This window comes from Micromonospora lupini str. Lupac 08, assembly GCF_000297395.2.
Classification (GTDB): domain Bacteria; phylum Actinomycetota; class Actinomycetes; order Mycobacteriales; family Micromonosporaceae; genus Micromonospora; species Micromonospora lupini.
Map to the genome: position 1 here is coordinate 1313727 of NZ_HF570108.1, position 17320 is coordinate 1331046.

At 70.1% G+C, this 17320-nt stretch carries 15 protein-coding genes and 2 tRNA genes; 7 read left to right on the forward strand and 10 right to left on the reverse strand.

Annotated features, from left to right (window positions below; genetic code table 11):
* The first annotated feature begins 10 nt into the window (after positions 1–10).
* Both MILUP08_RS07295 and MILUP08_RS37365 read left to right on the forward strand, forming a co-directional pair.
* A complete protein-coding gene (locus tag MILUP08_RS07295) occupies positions 11–748 on the forward strand; it encodes a YcnI family copper-binding membrane protein (protein ID WP_007456177.1) in 738 nt (245 codons plus the stop codon).
* Between the two features lie 153 nt (positions 749–901).
* Positions 902–1879: a hypothetical protein gene (locus MILUP08_RS37365; RefSeq protein ID WP_007456179.1), complete on the forward strand. Its 978-nt coding sequence runs from the start codon at positions 902–904 to the stop codon at positions 1877–1879.
* Between the two features lie 112 nt (positions 1880–1991).
* Here the strand turns inward: MILUP08_RS37365 and MILUP08_RS07305 are convergent, their stop codons facing one another.
* Complete coding sequence (locus tag MILUP08_RS07305; protein ID WP_007456181.1) at positions 1992–3269, reverse strand: glycosyltransferase 87 family protein; 1278 nt, start codon at positions 3267–3269, stop codon at positions 1992–1994.
* 73 nt (positions 3270–3342) lie between these two features.
* Here MILUP08_RS07305 and orn point away from each other — a divergent pair, with 73 nt between their 5' ends.
* Entirely contained in the window at positions 3343–3933 is a 591-nt protein-coding gene (gene orn / locus MILUP08_RS07310; protein ID WP_007456183.1) for an oligoribonuclease, read from the forward strand.
* 109 nt (positions 3934–4042) lie between these two features.
* Positions 4043–4115, forward strand: a tRNA-His gene (locus MILUP08_RS07315).
* A gap of 137 nt (positions 4116–4252) precedes the next feature.
* Here MILUP08_RS07315 and MILUP08_RS07320 read toward each other — a convergent pair.
* Both MILUP08_RS07320 and MILUP08_RS07325 read right to left on the reverse strand, forming a co-directional pair.
* Entirely contained in the window at positions 4253–5542 is a 1290-nt protein-coding gene (locus MILUP08_RS07320) for a L,D-transpeptidase (protein WP_007456185.1), read from the reverse strand.
* Between the two features lie 254 nt (positions 5543–5796).
* Positions 5797–7068 carry a L,D-transpeptidase gene (locus MILUP08_RS07325; RefSeq protein WP_007456187.1) on the reverse strand — a complete coding sequence of 424 codons (1272 nt, stop codon included), beginning with the start codon at positions 7066–7068 and terminating at the stop codon, positions 5797–5799.
* Between the two features lie 187 nt (positions 7069–7255).
* On the opposite strand from MILUP08_RS07325, the gene MILUP08_RS07330 reads away from it, so the two are divergent.
* A tRNA-Lys gene (locus MILUP08_RS07330) sits at positions 7256–7331 on the forward strand.
* Between the two features lie 123 nt (positions 7332–7454).
* On the forward strand, positions 7455–8801 hold the full coding sequence (locus MILUP08_RS07335) for a serine hydrolase domain-containing protein (protein ID WP_007456189.1): 1347 nt from the start codon (positions 7455–7457) through the stop codon (positions 8799–8801).
* Between the two features lie 40 nt (positions 8802–8841).
* Here the strand turns inward: MILUP08_RS07335 and MILUP08_RS07340 are convergent, their stop codons facing one another.
* From MILUP08_RS07340 to MILUP08_RS07370, 7 genes are all read right to left on the reverse strand, one after another.
* Positions 8842–9558: an ABC transporter ATP-binding protein gene (locus tag MILUP08_RS07340; protein WP_007456190.1), complete on the reverse strand. Its 717-nt coding sequence runs from the start codon at positions 9556–9558 to the stop codon at positions 8842–8844.
* Between the two features lie 20 nt (positions 9559–9578).
* On the reverse strand, positions 9579–12431 hold the full coding sequence (locus MILUP08_RS07345; protein ID WP_007456192.1) for an FtsX-like permease family protein: 2853 nt from the start codon (positions 12429–12431) through the stop codon (positions 9579–9581).
* Between the two features lie 85 nt (positions 12432–12516).
* Complete coding sequence (locus MILUP08_RS07350; protein ID WP_007456194.1) at positions 12517–12735, reverse strand: hypothetical protein; 219 nt, start codon at positions 12733–12735, stop codon at positions 12517–12519.
* Between the two features lie 208 nt (positions 12736–12943).
* Positions 12944–13690, reverse strand: a complete 747-nt coding sequence (locus MILUP08_RS07355) for an AfsR/SARP family transcriptional regulator (RefSeq protein WP_007456197.1) — start codon at positions 13688–13690, stop codon at positions 12944–12946.
* A gap of 20 nt (positions 13691–13710) precedes the next feature.
* Positions 13711–15525 carry an ABC transporter ATP-binding protein gene (locus tag MILUP08_RS07360; RefSeq protein WP_007456199.1) on the reverse strand — a complete coding sequence of 605 codons (1815 nt, stop codon included), beginning with the start codon at positions 15523–15525 and terminating at the stop codon, positions 13711–13713.
* Positions 15522–16061: a peroxiredoxin family protein gene (locus MILUP08_RS33665; protein ID WP_167626034.1), complete on the reverse strand. Its 540-nt coding sequence runs from the start codon at positions 16059–16061 to the stop codon at positions 15522–15524. The genes MILUP08_RS07360 and MILUP08_RS33665 overlap by 4 nt, the downstream gene beginning before the upstream one ends.
* Before the next feature lie 52 nt (positions 16062–16113).
* The gene (locus MILUP08_RS07370; protein ID WP_007456204.1) at positions 16114–16659 is read right to left on the reverse strand and encodes a MauE/DoxX family redox-associated membrane protein; all 546 of its coding nucleotides are present in this window, start codon (positions 16657–16659) and stop codon (positions 16114–16116) included.
* A gap of 160 nt (positions 16660–16819) precedes the next feature.
* Here MILUP08_RS07370 and MILUP08_RS07375 point away from each other — a divergent pair, with 160 nt between their 5' ends.
* The gene (locus MILUP08_RS07375; RefSeq protein ID WP_007456206.1) at positions 16820–17293 is read left to right on the forward strand and encodes a S26 family signal peptidase; all 474 of its coding nucleotides are present in this window, start codon (positions 16820–16822) and stop codon (positions 17291–17293) included.
* Positions 17294–17320: the final 27 nt, after the last annotated feature.

The following is a 17320-nucleotide window of genomic DNA, read 5'->3' on the forward strand; positions in this document are numbered from 1 at the left end:
CCCCGCGCTCATGACCCGTCTCCGGCGTACCGCATCCGCCGCTGCCGCCCTGGCGTTCACCGCCGTCGCCACCGCCGTGCTCGGCTTCGCCGGTCCGGCGTCCGCCCACGTCACGGTGAACCCGAAGGAGGCGACCCAGGGCGGCTACGCCCGGGTGGCCTTCCGGGTGCCCAACGAGAGCGACACCGCGTCGACCACCAAGCTGGAGGTCGTGCTGCCGGAGAACGCGCCGGTCGGCTCGGTGTCGACCATCCCGGTGCCCGGCTGGACCGTGGCGACGGAGAAGCGCAAGGTGGACCCGCCGATCGACGTGCACGGCAGCCAGCTCACCGAGGCGGTATCCAAGATCACTTGGACGGCCACCGGTGACGCGGCGGTCAAGCCGGGCCAGTTCCAGGAGTTCGGCGTCTCCATGGGGCCGCTGCCGAAGGTCGAGTCGATGGTCTTCAAGACCCTGCAGACGTACTCGGACGGCAACGTCGTGCGCTGGATCGACGAGCCGCAGCCGGGCGGCGCGGAGCCGGAGAAGCCCGCTCCGGTGCTCACCCTCGCCGCCGCCGCGGCGCCGTCGGCGTCGGGCGCACCGGCCGCCACGGCCGTCGCCGCGGCCGACGATGACGACGACGACGAGAACGTGGGCGCCGCGATCGGCCTCGGCATCGCCGGCCTCGTCACCGGCCTGGCCGGCCTGGTGTTCGGCGGGTTCGCGTTCGCCCGCACCCGCCGGGGCCCGGTCGTCAAGTCCTGACCGTCTCGCCCCATCCGCTGGCCCGCCGGAGTTTTCCGGCGGGCCAGCGTGCTTCCCCGGGCCAAAGCCGCCCGTGCCGTCGATATCCCCTGATCAGCCGGTGTACGTCGGTAAGGTCGGCCGGGTATCTGGCTACGGAGGGGGACGCTGCGAATGCGGTTCGTGCGGGGGATCACCGGAATGCTGCTGTTGGTCATCGGGATTCCGGCGCTGCTCGCCGGCGGCGGGCTGTGGCTCGTGACCCGGCACGCCGACCCCGGTGGGGCCTTCGCCGCCCGGTTCGAGACGGTCCGCACACCCGGCCACGCGGTAGTGGTCACCGACCTGGACCGGCTGCTGCGGCGGGAGGCGCCCTTCGCGCGCGGCGCGCAGACCCACCTCCGGCTCGACGCCCGTACGCCCGACGGCCCGGCCTTCGTGGGGTTGGCGCCCACCGCCGAGGTGCGCCGGTGGCTGGAGTCCGTGCCGTACGCCTCGGTCCGCCGGGTGGCGTTGGCCCGAGGTCCGCTGCCGGTCCGCACCGACCCGGCGGTCCCGGCCGCGGCGCCGACCGCCGGTGCGGCGCTCCCGCCGCTCGGTCTTCCCTTCTGGGTACGCGAGGGTGTCGGCACCCTGGAGTGGAGCGCCGACGATCTGGGCGGTGAGTCGATGAGCCTGGTGGTGATGCGCCCGGACGGCCGCGCCGACCTGAGCCTGGATCTGCGCGCCGAACTGCGCGCGGGTTGGGTCGGCCCGGTTGCCTGGGGCCTGCTGGCGGCGGGAGTGCTGCTGGTGGCGTGCGCGGTGCTGCTCCTGCTGCGCCCGCCGCGTCCACGCGAGGTGGTCTTCGTGGTCGAACCGGATCAGGTGCCGGTGCTCGCCGACCGGCTCGGGGTCACGTCGCTCAGTGGCCTGAGCGCCCGGGATTCTCGTTCCGCTCCGCCGCTGCCGGCGGTGCGACAGCTCGCCCCGGTCGGCTCGGGCGCGGCCGAGTGGCCCCGATCGGCGACCGGTGCCGAACCGACCCGGCCGGTCACCCTCGCCGACCTGGACGCGCCGGCCCGGCTGCCCCGGCCGCCGGAGGTGGCGTTGAACCTGGCGTGGCCTCCTGCCGGCGCCGAACCCACGGCACGGCCGGTGCCGACGGACTGAGAACGGCGAGTGGCCCTCCGCGCTGCCGACGCGGAGGGCCACTCTCACCGGGGGATCGGTGCTACCCGAGCGACGCTTGAGGTAGGTGAGTCCAGATTAGCGCCGATCGTCGCTACTGGGGAGTTGTGTCCATTTGGCGCGACTTTTCCACCGCGCGGACCGGTCCGGCCGCGCGGACCGGCAGGGCCACCAGCAGCAGCAGGCTGAGCAGCACGTAGCCGTTGCGCAGCACGAAGTCCACCGGGTCGTCGGTGCGGACCGGGGCAACCCCCCAGTCGTGGAACGACACCACGCCATAGATGATCAACGCGGCGGTGCCCACCGCGAGCACGGCGAGCCATCGCCGCCGGCGGAACTCGTCCGGGCGGTTCGCGCTCAACGCCGCATCGGCGAGCAGCACCACCGCCGGCACGAACCAGTAGATGTGGTGGGTCCAGGTGATCGGGCTGACCAGCGCGCCGACCAGGCCGGTCAGGGTCAGGCCGGTCAACGCGTCGCCGGCACGCGCAGCACGGACCGCCCGCCACAGGCCGTACGCGGCCACCACCGCGACCACCAGCAGCCACAGCAGCCGGTCCGGCTTCTCCGGCGCGGTGAACCGGCTGAGCAGCCCGAAGAGCGACTGGTTGCCGGTGTAGTCGGTGCGACCCACCCGGTCGTTGTCCCACAGCTCCTGCGTCCAGAACCGCCACGAGTCCCCGGGCGCGACAGCCGCCGCGAGCAGGGTCGCCGCCGCCGCCGTCGCGCTCGCCACCGCGGCGGCCCGCCACCGTCGGGTGGCCAGCAGGTACACGATGAAGATGCCCGGGAAGAGCTTGAGCGCCGTCGCCAGCCCCACGCCGACCCCGGCCCAGCGCCGCGCCTGCGGTACGGCGAACAGCAGGTCGGCCAGGATCAGCACGACCAGCAGCATGTTGATCTGCCCGAACGTGATCGTCTCGCGGGTGCTCTCCACCGCCAGCACCAACAGCACGGCAACGGTCAGGGTGAACGTTCGCGGCAGGTGGTGGCGGGCGATCACCGGCGTCACCAGCCACCGGGTGGTCACCACCACGGCCACCACCGTGAGCACCGTGAAGATCACCACGGTGGCGCCGAGCCGGATCAGCCCGAACGGCCACAGCAGCAGCGCGCTGAACGGCGGGTACGTGAAGTACAGCTCACCCTGCACCCGGTCCGGCTGGACGTAGTCGTAGAGCGGGTGACCGGCCGTCCACCAGTCCATCGCCGACATGTAGATCTTCAGGTCGAAGAAGTTGTGCACCAGACCGGGCAGGTAGAGCGCGGGCAGCACGGCGATCAGCGCCACGATCGCGACCAGCCGACGGACCGTACGGCCGCCGGGATCGTCGTCGGTGACGGCGGGCGGTGCGACGGGATCGGCTGGCACTTGAGAAACCCTAGCGGTCCGCAGGGTCGAGAGCGCGCAGCCGTGGGGCGTGGGCTGCGCGTAGGCTGTCCCGGTGGCTGACCTCCTCGTCTGGATCGACTGTGAGATGACCGGGTTGGACCTCGGCAGCGACAAGCTGATCGAGGTTGCGGCACTGGTCACCGACCCCGACCTCAACGTGCTCGGTGATGGTGTCGACGTGGTGATCCACGCCGACGAGGCCGCGTTGGAGGCGATGCCGGAGATCGTCCAGACCATGCACGCCAAGTCCGGCCTCACCGAAGAGGTTCGCCGCTCGGCGGTCACCCTGGCCGAGGCGGAGGACCGGGTGCTGGAGTACGTCAGCACCTTCGTCAAGGACCCCCGTACCGCCCCGCTGTGCGGCAACTCGATCGCCACCGACCGTGGGTTCATCGCCCGGGACATGCCCCGCCTCGACGCGCACCTGCACTACCGCATGATCGACGTCTCGTCGATCAAGGAACTCTGCCGCCGCTGGTACCCCCGCGTGTACTTCGGCCAGCCGCAGAAGGGCCTGGCGCACCGGGCGCTCGCCGACATCCGGGAAAGCATCCGCGAGCTGGAGTACTACCGGCGCACCATCTTCGTCCCGCTGCCCGGCCCGGACGTCGAGACCGCCAAGGGCATCGCCGCCGACCTCTGACGGCGCCCGCTGCCTGCCGGCGGGGAACCCGCTGGACGCCGTGAGCGGTGGTGTGGCTATTATTGGTCCGCACCCCGCCCGGGGCGATCAACCGGGTGGCGGAGGCGTGGTGGCTGTAGCTCAGTTGGCAGAGCACCGGGTTGTGGTCCCGGTTGTCGTGGGTTCAATTCCCATCAGTCACCCAAATCTCAGGCCCCCTCCTCGGAGGGGGCCTGAGTCGCTTCAGGGCGTGATCCACTCCGTTTGCCGGAATCCGGGGTGTCCGACCGGGTCGGATACCCCGGATTCCTGGAACCCGGTGTCGATCGTGGCGCGTCGGTCAGGCGGTCGGCGTGGGGGACGGGGTGCCGGCGTCGTCCGGGGTCGGCGAGGCGTCCGGGTCGGCCGGCGGCTCGTACGGCAGGGCGCTGCCCTTCACGTACTCGTCCCAGCTCATGTTCCAGTCGGTCCAGCCGTTGCCGTTCTGGAGCTTGCGCTCGGTGCCCTTGACAGTGATCGGGTCACCGACCTGGGTGTTGCGGAACAACCAGTCACCGTTGGCCATCGACACGTTGACGCAGCCGTGCGAGACGTTGACGCTGCCCTGCTGTCCTTCGGACCAGGGGGCCGCGTGGATGAACTCGCCACCCCAGGTGAGCCGCTGCGCAAAGTCAATCTTGGTGCGGTAGCCCTCGTCGGGGCCCAGCTCCTCCATCGTGTCGAAGACGGTCTTGCGCAGCTTCTCGATCACGACCATCGTCCCGCTGGACGAGGGGGTGCTCTTCTTGCCCAGGCTGACCGGGATGGTCTTGATCACCGAGCCGTTGCGGGTCACCGTCATCCGCTTGGTCTTGTTGTCCACCGTCATGATCAGCGACGAGCCGATCTTGATGTCCACGGAGAGGTCCGAGCGGCCGTAGTAGCCGTCACCCATCGGCAGGCCACCGGCCTGGACGCGGTAGGAGACCTTGCTGTTCGCCTTCCAGAACTCCTTCGGCCGGTACCGGATCTCGGTGGGGCTGACCCAGTGCCAGATGCCGGCCTGGACCGGCGTCGAGGTCACCGTCATCCGACGCTGCACGTCGTCGCGGTAGTCCTCCGGAACGGCCCGGTCGAACTTCACGATCAACGGCATCCCGACACCGACGACCTGGTTGTCGCCGAGGAAGCTGCTCACCCGGATCTGCTTGGCCGGCTTGGCCATCGTGGTGAAGGTGCTCGTCGCGGTCGCCGGCCGGCCGTCGTCGCCGGTGGCGGTGACGGTGGCGGTGTAGCTGGTGCCGTACGCCAACGCCCCGTTCGGCAGCCACGTCTTGCCGTCCTTGGCGAGGGTGCCCTCGACGGCCTTGCCGGCTGCGTCCTTGAGGTCGACGGTGGTCTCCTCGGCGTCCTTCGTGGTGAAGGTGATGCCGGTGGACGCCGGTACGTCCTTGGCGTCCGCCGCCGGCTCGCTGATTGTCGCCGCCGCCTTCGGCGCGGGGCTCTCGCCGCCGCCCTGCCACGAGGACGGCTTGCCGCCGTCGCTGTCGGTGCAGGCGGAGGTGAAGGCCAGCGCCACGGCGAGAAGCCCCGCCGCGAGCACGCGGCGTCGCCCACGGGGCCGGATCAGCTGGTCCTGGCTAGCTCGCATGATGTCCTCACAGTCGTGGTCCCTGACCCATCGTCTCCTAATGACGCGCGGGAACCGGCCTCGGTTGCCGAGGGTGAACCGGAACACGCCGATCAGGATGCCGGAATTTTGGTACTATCCGGCGTTTCGTGATTCGGGCTCGTCTTTGTGCCCGGGAGTGAGGGGTCGCCGCCGCCGTCGTCGCGACGCGGGCAGTGCAAGGGTACGCGCCGGCCCGTGCCATCGGCAGGGGCCGGCGCGGAGGAGTCGCACCCTCAGAGCGCGGGGCCGGACCCACCCTTGGGCACCGGCAGCGCGCTGCCCTTCACGAACTCCGACCAGCTCAGGCTCCACGCCGTCCAGCCGTTGCCGGCGGCGATCTTGCGCTCGGTGCCCTTGATCGTGATCGGATCGCCGATCCGCGTCTTCTCGAACAGCCACCTGGCGTTCGCCGTCGACACGTTCACGCAGCCGTGCGAGACGTTCGACCGGCCCTGTACGCCCTCGGACCAGGGCGCGGCGTGGATGTACTCGCCACCCCAGGTGAGCCGCTGGGCGAAGTCGATCTCGGTGACGTAGCGGTTGGCCGGGTCCGGGTCGTCGCGGGTGTCGAAGACCGTGGACTCCTTCTTCTCCATCACCACCATCGTCCCGCTCGACGACGGGGTGCTCTTCTTGCCCAGGCTCACCGGGATGGTGCGCGAGAGCGCCCCGTTCTCGTACACCGACATCTTCTTCGTGGCGTTGTCGACCTTCATCACGAACGACCGGCCGATCTTCGCGGTGGCCTTGCGGTCGATGTCGCCGTACTTGCCGTTGCTCAGCGGCACGCCGGCCAGGGCGATCCGCACGGTGATGGTGGTGCCCGGCTGCCAGTACTCCGGTGCGCGGTAGTAGGCCTGGGTGCCGTTGTCGACCCAGTGCCAGGCGCCCGGCTGCGGCGGGTCGGTCTTGACGAACATCCGCTTCTGCACCGCGGCCCGGTCCTTCTTCGGGATGCCCGGGTGGAACTCGGTGACCACCGGCATGGCGACCCCGTAGCTCTTGTCGTCGAAGAGGTACAGGCCGGACCCGATCGTCGACTTCGGCTTGGCCATCGTGGTGAAGGTGCTGGTGCCCTGACTTGTCGTCCCGTCGGCCCCGGTGGCGGTCACCGTGGCGGTGTACCTGGTGCCGTACTTCAGGGGAGCGGACGGCACCCAGGCGGAGCCGTCGGTGCGGAGCTTGCCCTCCACCGCACCCCCGCCGGCCGCGGCCAGGGTGACCGTGGACACCTTCCCACCCTCCGGGAGCTTGGCGCTGATCTCCGTGCTCACGGGCTTGTTCTTCGTGTCGTTCGCCGGGCTCAGCGTCAGTGCCGGCCCGCTGGGCGCGCTCGACGCACCAGGCGTCGACGGCGCAGCCGAGTCGGGTACGGCACCTGCGTCTGTCGACGTTCCGCCGACGAATTCCGGCTTCTTCTGCTCGTCGCCGCACCCGGTCAGTGCCAGCGACGCCGCCAGGGTCAGAGCGCCCACCACCGCCCCGGCTCGCGTGAACCGTGCCATCCCCACCTCTGTTCTCGCGTACCTGGCGGACATCGTGCCGCATCAGTGCCCAGACCCACGCCCCCGTCCCGAGCCCGACGGCCCATTTGTGGCCGTATGCCCGTTAAGCTCGACCGAAGGGGGGAGTCGGGTAACCGGATTGGAGCCCCGGTTGGAGGGGTGCTAATGTTCTCTCCGTTGCCGACGAGCGCCGCTAGCTCAACTGGCAGAGCAGCGGACTCTTAATCCGCGGGTTCGGGGTTCGAGTCCCTGGCGGCGCACCAGCGATATCCAGGGGGCATGGCTCATCAGCCATGCCCCCTGGATCATTTTCCGGGCCGGCCGCCGCGCCGTGACGACGGACCGCACCCCCCATCGGCCTCGTCCGGTGGCGCAGAATCGACGCCGTGGATCTCTCTGCGGACTGGGTCGCGTTGCTGGGCCACCTCGACCGGAACGTGTCGTCCGGGCGGCTCTCGCCGGACACGACGACGGTGTCCGAGCTGATGAGCAGCTATCGCGTGCCAGGGGTCAGCATCGCCGTCGGGCACGTGGACGGGCAGGTGTGGACGTCGTCGTACGGCGTGACGGGTGGTGAGCCGTCGACGCCGGTGACGGCGGGCACCGCGTTCGCGGCCTGTTCGATAAGCAAGCATGTCGCCGCCTTCGGCGCGCTGCTGCTGGTCCAGGAGGGTGTCCTCGATCTGGACACCGACATCGCCGCGTACCTCACCTCGTGGCAACTGCTCGACCGGGCGGGTCGACAGTCCCACGTCACCGTCCGACAACTGCTGGCGCACACGGCGGGTCTGTCCGACACCTGGTACCGCGGCTACCCAGCGGATCGCGTTCCGTCGCTGGTCCAGGTCCTGGAGGGCAGCGGCCCCACGACGACTCCACCGATTCGGGCGACCCTGTTGCCCGGCAGCCGATTCCGGTATTCGGGCAGCCACTACTCGGTGCTCCAGCAGTTGGTGGCGGACGCGACCGGAACTCCGTTCGAGGACCTCATGCGAACTCTGGTGCTGCAACCGTTGGCCATGGCCGACAGCAGCTTCGACAAGCGTTTCCCGCACCAGCGGCCGCAGCGGGTGGCTCGTGGCCACCACGGTGACGGCACCGGCGTCCCCGGCGGTTGGCGCGTCCAGCCGGAGACGGCCGCGGCCGGACTGTGGAGCACCCCGACCGACCTGCTCCGACTCGACCTCGAGATCCTCCGGGCGGCCTCGGGGGACTCGAGGCTGCTCGGTCGCGACCTGGCCACCGAGATGTGGAGACCGCAGATCGCCGGCGGTGGCTACGGGCTCGGCACCGAGATCGACGACCGCGCCGGGTACCGACGTTTCGGCCACACCGGGTTGAACGTCGGCTACACCTGCTTCTCCTACGTGTGGCCGGACAGCGGCACCGCCGTAGCCGCGATGACCAACTCCGAGGACGGCTGGGAGCTGCTGAACAGCATCCGCGCCGCCGCCGACCGCCGGTACGCCACAAGCGTCACCGCCGCGCCGCTGGATGCCGTGACGGGCCGCTACGTCCTGCGCGACGACTACCCGATCGACATCGCGGTGACCGACGGCCACCTGACCTTCTCGGCAGCCGCGCAGCAGCCGGTGGCCCTGCTGGCCGACGCGGACGGTCGCTACCTGCACCCGGGGCTCGACCTGGAGGTGCGGTTCGTGCGGAGCGACGACCAGCGGTACGTCCTGGAGCTGCGGCAGGAAGGGGTCACGCAGACCGCGAGGAGCCAGTGAGGGCGGCGCGCTGCGGCCGTCGAGCCGACCCGCGACCTCCTCAGCTGTCCAGGCTGGTGAGGCGTCCGTCGCGCATCTGGAGGGCCCGGTCGCAGCGTGCGGCGATGCCGTTGTCATGGGTGGCCATCACGAGGGTCGTGCCCTGCTCGTCGCGCAGTCTCAGCAGCAGGTCGACGATCGCGGTGCCGGTCTGACTGTCCAGGTTGCCGGTCGGTTCGTCGGCCAGTAACAGGGCGGGCTGGTTGATCAACGCGCGGGCGATGGCTACCCGTTGCTGCTGCCCACCGGAGAGCCGCGACGGCAGGGCGGCGGCCCGGTCGGCGAGCCCGACCATCGCCAGCAGTTCGCGTGCCCGCGCAGCCTTGTCGAAGTCGGTGCGGAACGGGATCAGCGGTGCCATCACGTTGTCCAGGGCGGTGAGCGTGGGCAACAGGTGGAACCGTTGGAACACGAATCCCACCCGTCGTCGGTACGCCGCCAACGCCCGGCCGGACAAGCCGGTCACCTCCTGGCCGCCGACGTCGATGCTGCCGCCGTCACTCCGTTCGATGGCGCCGATCAGGTGCAGCAGCGTCGACTTGCCGGAGCCGCTCGGCCCGGTCAAGGCGATCGCGGTGCCGGCGTCGATCGAGAGGCTGACGTCGTTTACCGCTACCAGCGGTGGGCCGTCGGGCAGCGGGAAAGCCTTCCGCACACCCGTGAGACACACCAGAGGCGTGGTGACCGTGGTCGACGCCCCGACTGACGTCCGTTCCATCGGACCTACTCCTTCGTCGCTCACCCCTCGGCGAGCAGTTGGGCGGTGGGCAGTCTGCGGAGCACGGCGATCGGCACCACCACCGACGCGGCGGAGACGGCGACGCCGAAGACCAGTGCGGCTGCGGAGCACCAGACGATGGGTGCGGTGACGCCGCCGGCGAAGACCGCGGCGGCGCCGAGGCCTGCGGCGGCGCCGAGCGTGCCGCCGATGACGCCCATGCCGATCGCCTCGACGACGACCAGCCGGTTGAGCATGGCGTCGGTCCAGCCGACCGCGCCGAACAGCGCGAACTCGGCGGCGCGCTCGGAGATGTTGAGATAGAGCACGTCGGCGACGGACACGATGCCCAGCACGATGGTGACCGCCACGGCGATGTGATCGACCGCGCGGGCCTGGAGGGTGACGGCATCACCGAGCAGGGTGCCGGTGAGCGCCCCGCGGAACGCGAACGTGATCGCCAGCAACATGGTCAGCGCGGCCACCCCGATCATCAGGCTCATCGCGCCGAGCGCGGTCCGACCGGGTGTGCGGGCGAGGTTCGCCAGGGCGAGGGTCGTCAGCCGGCGCGGGGCCTGCCGGTGTACGGCGAGACCCAGGACCGCGGGGCGGATGATCTCGCCGGGATCGGGTCGGGCGGCTCGCCAGGCCGGCCAGCCACCGGCGAGCAGGGCGAGGGCCACCGCCGCGGGAACGGCGAGCAGGGTGTGGCTCCAGGCGATGTTCAGCCCGAGACCGAGTGCGATCCCGAGTGCGAGCCCGGTGCCGGCGACGCCCGCCGCGAGGCCGATGCCGACGATCTCGATGAACATCAACTTGAGCAGATGTCGCCGGCCCCAGCCGAGGCAGGTGAGGATGCCGAACTCGGTGCGTCTGGCGCGGATGGCCGCGGTGTTGGCGTTGAGCACCGCCAGCGCGCACACGGCGAGCACCAGGACGGACAACAGCACGCTCTTGCGGTCGGCCGCGCGGACGAGCACCGCCGCGACGCCCTTCTGCACCCACGGCTCGGCGACGGCGAGGTCGGGCCGGCCGTAGTTTCCCGCCGGGTAGTGCACAGTCATGGCAGTGGGTGACGATCCCAGCGTGATGTCGACCTGGAGGCCGGTGCGTTGCGCGATCTCCTCGGCGATCACCCGGACCCGCTCCCGGGAGAGCGGGTCGACCCCCACGTCCCCGGCCAGCCGCACCCGCACCACGCTGATCGGCGCGGCCGTGTTGAGCTGGTACTCCGGGTAGCTGGGCTCGGTGCTGTACGCGCCGGGGTCGAAGACCGCCGGCAGAGCGTCCATCGTGGTGAGCATCAACGGCGGTTGGCTGAGCAGGCCCGTGACGTTCGAGTTGGGGGCCAGACGCCGGCCGCCCAACGCCTGCCGTGACGCCTCGTCGGCGCCCTCGGCGCCCGGGTTGAAGTACGTGTCCATGGGCACCGCCGACAAGGCGCTGCCCAGCGAGATCCGGGCGGGGTCGAAGGTGCCCACCGCGCCCAACGCGGCGTCCGGCATCTGCACGTCACCGGGTTGCGCCTCGTATCCGTGCGACAGGTTCCGGTGCACGGCGACACCGCTGCGCACACTGGTGTCGGCGAACTCCATCGGCACATGCCGGGACGACCCGCCGTCGTCGGCCCCCTGACCCCAGATCTTCAGGTCGTACGGGTCCGGCTGGGCACGCAGGCCGTCCCCGGACTGCACCCTCTTCGGCGGTCCGACGGTCCAGAACTGGTCGAGCCACATGGTGTTCGCCGTTGCCAGGTCGTACTCGACGCCCAGCTCGTCGGGCCGGAGCATCCGGTCGACCATGTCCTGGTACGGCTTCCGCAGCGGCGTCGACCTCTGTGCGACAGGGGTGCCGGCCTCGGCGCCCAGGGCTGCGCGTAGCCGCTTGTCGTCGGCTGTCGTCCGGACCAGCTCCGCAGCGTCCGGGTTCAGACGCTGCACGGCCACGTCGAGTGTCGAGTCGACCTGCGGCTGGTCGGCGACCAGGACCGGCAGCACCGAGTACGGATAGGGCATCCCGTCCAGTCGCCGTTGCGTCGGCGCCTCCGCGGGCGTGAAGTACCGGCCCGACGTCACGGCGTCATCCAGGCCCGCCAACGCCGCCTCCGAGTCGGGGTCCACGGCGGCCATCAGGAACGGAACCGTCCACACCAGAGTGACGACCGGCCGCATCGCCCTGCCCTCGCGATCAGTCGATCCGGGACCACCGACGCACGTCAGCGACGACCGGGCGCGCGGATCCGTCGGTGACAGCCAGTCCTGCTGGTCGACAGCCGCTGCCGCGGGGCAGATCTTCACCCGCCGGCCGTCGGCGTCGATCTCCTCGGGCGGCGGCAGGCCCCCGCCGCTGGTCAACTCCTTGTTGGGCACCACGTCCAGACGGTTCCGCGTCACGTAGAGAAACGCCGGTCCGTCCGGGATGTGACTCAGCCCCGCGTCGGTCAGCCACGTCGGCTGAACCCGCAACACCTGGCGCTCGGCGTTCGGGTCGAGGTGCTCCGACAGGTCGACAGTCACGGGCACGGTGCGCATCACGTACCCGATCATCGCGACCGGCGCCGCCACCGACACCCCCTGCACCGCCTGGATCTCGCGCCACTGGGCAGGAGTGATTCCGCCACGCATGCCCGCCAACTGACCCGACTGGACGAGGTTGCGCTCCCGCTCCAACGGCAGCACCGCGTCCTTCGGCCGCACCAGAAGGTCGTAGACGGGGCGGTAGTTCGCGCTCACGGTGCCCACCGCGTCCAGACGCGAGGTCACCGCGGCGCCGGTGAGCAGGGTGAACCCCGCCACGGCCACGGCGATCATCGACAGCAGGGCCACCGACCGACGCAGTCGTACTCGCCATTGCGACGCGGCTATCGCCAGCATTGACGCACCATGCCCCGCATTCGGTCCTCCAACGTGCGGCCGCCGGCCGGATGGCGATCTCCGGCCGGCGACAGCGTATCGACGATCAGCAGCAGCCCACGGTGTAGCTCACGGAGGGCGCGTCGCAGTATCGGCCCGTGTTGGCGACGCAGCGAACCTGACCCGCTACCACCTTGTTGTAGTAGTAGTAGCAGAAGGGCCCGCCACACCCGACATAGGCGAGAGTGCAGACGTTGCACGCGGATGCCGTGGCCTTCGGCAGCAGCGCAGCGAGTAGCTTGTCGCTCAACCTGTTGATAATCATACGACCTCTCTCCTTCTCCGTTGGTCCGGCGGTTCGCCGACCGGGCCCACGATGTCATCGACCACTTACGATCCGCTAACGATGCGCTAATGGCATCGCAGCCCTTGGTGGTGCCGCGTTTTCGCTGGCCACGGTCGACCGTGACAGGTGGTGGCGGCGCTCGACGCCATCCGGAGAGGTCGCTGTTCAGGAGAGGTGAACGGCGCGACTAACGCTGGCCGGCCGCCCGGATGATATTGACCAATCGGTTGATTCGTTGACCGGGCTTGACGCCGAGGTCCCCGGCCAGGATCTGGCACAGCCGCTCGTGCGTGGCCAGAGCGGATGCGATGTCCCCGCGCCTCATGTGCGCCTCGATGAGATGCTCCCAGGCCCGTTCCCGATACGGCCACTGCCGCACGAGCGGCTCCATCGCGTCGATGACGGAGTTGTGGTCGCCGAGGACGAGTTGCGCCTCGGCCAGATCCTCCATCGCCCGCCACCGACGCTCGTCCAGCGACGCCGCGAGGACCGCGACCCCGGCCGACCGGGCATCGACGCAGGTGTCCCCGCGCCAGAGCCGCAGTGCCGCGGACAGGGCCGCGACCCGGGCCGCGGCCCCGTCGGGGAGCCGGGCGCCGGCGGCACGGTGCGTCAGTTCGTCGAAGCGGGCGAGGTCCGTCGAGGTGAGGCGGGCGCACAGCAGGTACCCCGGTGGACGGGTCTGCAGCACGTTCACGGCGTCCGGGCCGCCGAGGCGTACGAGGCTCCGCCGCAGCGCGCTCACGTGGCCCTGGAGCTTCGTCGTGGCCGTCACCGGCGGGTGATCGTCCCAGATGACCTCGACGAGACGATTGACGCCGACCACCGTGCCCGGATTGAAGGCGAGTGCCGCCAACAGCGCTCGCCTTCCCTGGCCGCCGATGGCCATCGGCTGGCCTCCGACGGCTGCCTCGATCGGGCCCAACAGGGACACTCGGAGCAGCGTGTTAGCGTTCACATCGAGGTCCGACTGCTGATCGCGCCGTCGTAGCCGGACGCCTGGAGATGGAACAACTCGGCATAGCGTCCTCCCGAGGTCATCAGCTCGTCGTGACTGCCCTGTTCGAGGATGCGACCGTCGGACAGGACGGCGATGCTGTCCGCCTCACGGACGGTGTTGAGGCGGTGCGAGATGAGCAGGCTCGTGTGGGTGCGACGCAGCGCCATCAGCCGTCGGTTGATCTCGTGTTCGGTCGCCACGTCGAGACCTGACGACGGCTCGTCGAGGATCAACATGTCGGCGCCCTCCCGGAGCGCGGCCCGGGCGAGAGCCAGTCGCTGCCACTGACCTCCCGACAGCACGACACCCACCCCGGGCGCGTCCCCGTCGCTGAAGGCCCGCGTCAGCATGGTGTCGTACCCGTTGGGCAGCGCGTTCAGTGTGGAGTCCAGGTCGGCCGTGGCGGCTGCCCTTCGGACCCGCGCGCGGTCGTCGAGGGCGCTGATGTCGCCGACCGCGATGTTGTCGTGGGCCGAGAATTCGTAGGTCATGAAGTCCTGGAACGTCGCCCCGAGCCGGGCGCGGAGCGACGCCGGATCGATGGTGGTGATGTCGATGCCGTCCCAGCGGATGACGCCTCGGTCGGGAACGTGGAAGCCGCAGAGCAGTTTGACCACCGTCGACTTGCCGGCGCCGTTGTCGCCGACCAGGGCGAGAGAGGAGCCGCGGGGGATCCGCACCGTGAGGCCCCGCAGGACCCAGTCGTGGTCGGGGGCGTAGCGGAACCAGACGTCGTCGAACTCCAGACCCTGCTTGAGGGGCGGCGCGGAGGGCAGCGCAACGGCACGCCGGGACTCGCCGATCACCGCGGTGATGTCGACGTAGTGGCCGAACACGATCAACGTCTCGCCGAGCATCGCTATCTGCCGGACCAGGCTCGACGCGGACGTCTGCAACGCGGCCAGTGCCGCGATCACGACCACGAGGTCGCCCACGCTGCCGTGCCCGTCGGCGACCCGTGCGACGAACACGGCCAGCGCGACAAGCGACACGACGCCGGTCAGAGCCGCGAGAGTGCTGTCGACCCACAGAGCCAGGCGGTCCTGGTGACGCTCCTGTGCCTGGGCCGCTCGCAACTCGCGCAGCAGGCGGCCCTGGAAGAACTGGCCCAGCCCGAACAGTCGGATCTCCTTGGCGGCGCGCATGTCCAGGAGAAGCGCCGCGTAGAAGGTCTGTCGACGAAACATCGGCACGGTGCGCTCCAGCATCGCCCCCCGCATGCGCGCCAGGCGGATCTGGGCCACGAGTGTGGGCAGTACCGCGAGCACGACCAGTGCGCTCACCAGGGGAGACCAGCGCACCAGCGTCACACCGAAGGCCACGATGGTGATCAGCTCCTGCCCGATCCCCAGGATCATGCTGTTGAGCTGGGTCGGCGCGAAGCGGCTCGCCTCGTGGGCGAGCCGGAGCTGGTCATGAAACCTGCTGTCCTCCAGCTCCGTCAGGCGGGGATGCGCCGACACCGCGGTGAACAGTTCCTGCTGTGTCCGTATCGTCACCCGGCGTTCGGCGTCCCGCTGCGCGTACTGCGAGACGTGCAGGATGACTGGCGACACGATGGCGAGCGCGCCGAAACCGACGACACCGAGCCAGATGGCGGACTTCTCGCCGGCGGAGAGGCCGTCGATGATCGCTCGGGTGAACCATGCGGTGGCCACCGCGGTCAGGCCGCCCACCACCATGATCACGATGCTCACCGCCGCCGCCCAGGGCGCCGCGCCGAAGTAGATCCCGAACGCGCGACGCATCAGCGTTGACGACCGCCTCATCGGCTGCCCAATACCTCGCTCAGGTCATGACTGCGCGCCGCCACCCGGCCGTCCGCGCCGAACAGCACGAATGACGGGGTGCCCTGCACCTGGAAGGCGGCCATCACCGCGCTCGGGCTGTCATCCATGACGAGGAGGCCGGCCTTTCGCAGTGTCGGGCCGAGTTCGTCGGTCAGGCCCTCGGCCACCGTGAGGAAGCTGATCACCCGAACGCCGTTGCTGGTGATCTCCTCGGCGCGGTCGGCCAACTTCTCCGCCTGCGCGGGGCAGTGTCGGCATCCGGCGGAGAAGAACCCGATCAGGGTCGGGCTGCCCGCGAGGTCGGCGCTGGCGACCTGGCCGTCCGGCGACACGAACTCCGGCATGGTGGCGCCGAGCGGCAGCCCCGAGGCGGGCGGCGACGTCATCTCGATGAGTTTCGTCTCCGTCTCACGCAACCTCCTGATGACCGCGGCGCTCAGCGCGAGATCGGCGAGGACGAGCGCCGCGAGTATGGCGACAGCAGTGGACAGAAATAACACGATTGGCTCCTTCAATCGGTGCGCCAAAATGCAACGCGCGTTGGCTGCGCATTCGGTTCCGAGAGTTTCAGCGCGTGTGTGGGACTCCGCGGAGGAGCCAGGCCAGGTCATCAAGTCTGACCAGCGTCGTGACGATGAACGCCGCTATGGTGAAGGCCACCAGAAATTGCGGTGGTTCCAGAATGGTGAGCGATACCGCGGGCAGGGTGAGCCCGGCGACAAGGGCGCCCGCGGCCATGCCGGCGAGGAGGGCGCTGCGAACGACGTGCCGCCACGCGACGGGCGTGTCCGATGGGCCGAAACAGTGACACCCCACCGGGGCGCCCCGTCGGACAGCCTGCGCGAGCACGATGGTGAACACGCCGAAGAGCAGCACAGCTGCGGCTAGGCCGACGACGGCGCTGCCGGGCCAGAGGACGAGGGCGAGCACGCCGGCCTCGGCCGCGATCGAGGCCGCCGCCACCGGGCGGGACCAGCGCGCGGAGGTGGCCCGCAGTTCCGTGACAGCCTCGGCGAACGCCTCGAAACTCAAACGGTTGCGCATCTTGCCGATGACGGATATTGCAAGAACGCCGGCCAGCGTCAATATTGCCGCGATAACAGCGACACCCACTACGTCCCCCGTTCCCCGTGGCACCCGTGTGTCGAGGGGCGCGACTCACTCAGGCCCCAAGAACCTCCGCTGGGAATGCCGAGGGTATCGGCGTGTGACGATGTTGTCAACGGCTTGATTCGGCGTTGTAAAGATGAGAGTAATAACCGGGAGGAGACGTATGACCGACCGATCACAATTCCTGCTCGTCGTCCTGGGCGGTTTTGCCGCGCTTGTGGTGCCCCTCGTCGTTGGCGTCGTTGTGGCGCGTCGGCGCTTCGTGATCGTCGATGTCGCGGGCGACAGCATGGTGCCCAGCCTGGTGCACGGTGACCGCCTCCTGGTGCGCCGCACGCGTCGGTTCCGGGCCGGCGCCATCGTCGTCGCGCACCATCAGGAGGGTGGGCGTCGGGTCGTCGCCGGTGGCTCCCCGGCGTCCGCCTGGCTCGTCAAGCGCCTCGTGGCGCTGCCCGGCGACGTCGTCCCGGAGGCGGTCGCGTCGGCCGTCGGCGATCGGACGCGACGTGTGCCGGCCGGCATGGCCGTGCTGCTCGGTGACCACCCGGACAGCGTCGACTCGCGGCGGTGGGGCTTCGTTCCGCTGCGCGACATCGAGGGCGTGATGGTCGGCCGGCTGAGGGCCGGTGGGCGGTAGGGGTGCGGCGGTATTGCCAGCCCATTG

Coding starts and splice junctions, on each gene's coding strand:
- MILUP08_RS37365 (WP_007456179.1), top strand. CDS start 902: ATGCGGTTCGTGCGGGGGATCACCGGAATGCTGCTGTTGGTCATCGGG.
- MILUP08_RS07360 (WP_007456199.1), bottom strand. CDS start 15,525: ATGAGGCGGTCGTCAACGCTGATGCGTCGCGCGTTCGGGATCTACTTC.
- MILUP08_RS07340 (WP_007456190.1), bottom strand. CDS start 9,558: ATGGAACGGACGTCAGTCGGGGCGTCGACCACGGTCACCACGCCTCTG.
- MILUP08_RS07295 (WP_007456177.1), top strand. CDS start 11: ATGACCCGTCTCCGGCGTACCGCATCCGCCGCTGCCGCCCTGGCGTTC.
- MILUP08_RS07325 (WP_007456187.1), bottom strand. CDS start 7,068: ATGGCACGGTTCACGCGAGCCGGGGCGGTGGTGGGCGCTCTGACCCTG.
- MILUP08_RS07350 (WP_007456194.1), bottom strand. CDS start 12,735: ATGATTATCAACAGGTTGAGCGACAAGCTACTCGCTGCGCTGCTGCCG.
- MILUP08_RS07320 (WP_007456185.1), bottom strand. CDS start 5,542: ATGCGAGCTAGCCAGGACCAGCTGATCCGGCCCCGTGGGCGACGCCGC.
- MILUP08_RS07375 (WP_007456206.1), top strand. CDS start 16,820: ATGACCGACCGATCACAATTCCTGCTCGTCGTCCTGGGCGGTTTTGCC.
- MILUP08_RS07345 (WP_007456192.1), bottom strand. CDS start 12,431: ATGCTGGCGATAGCCGCGTCGCAATGGCGAGTACGACTGCGTCGGTCG.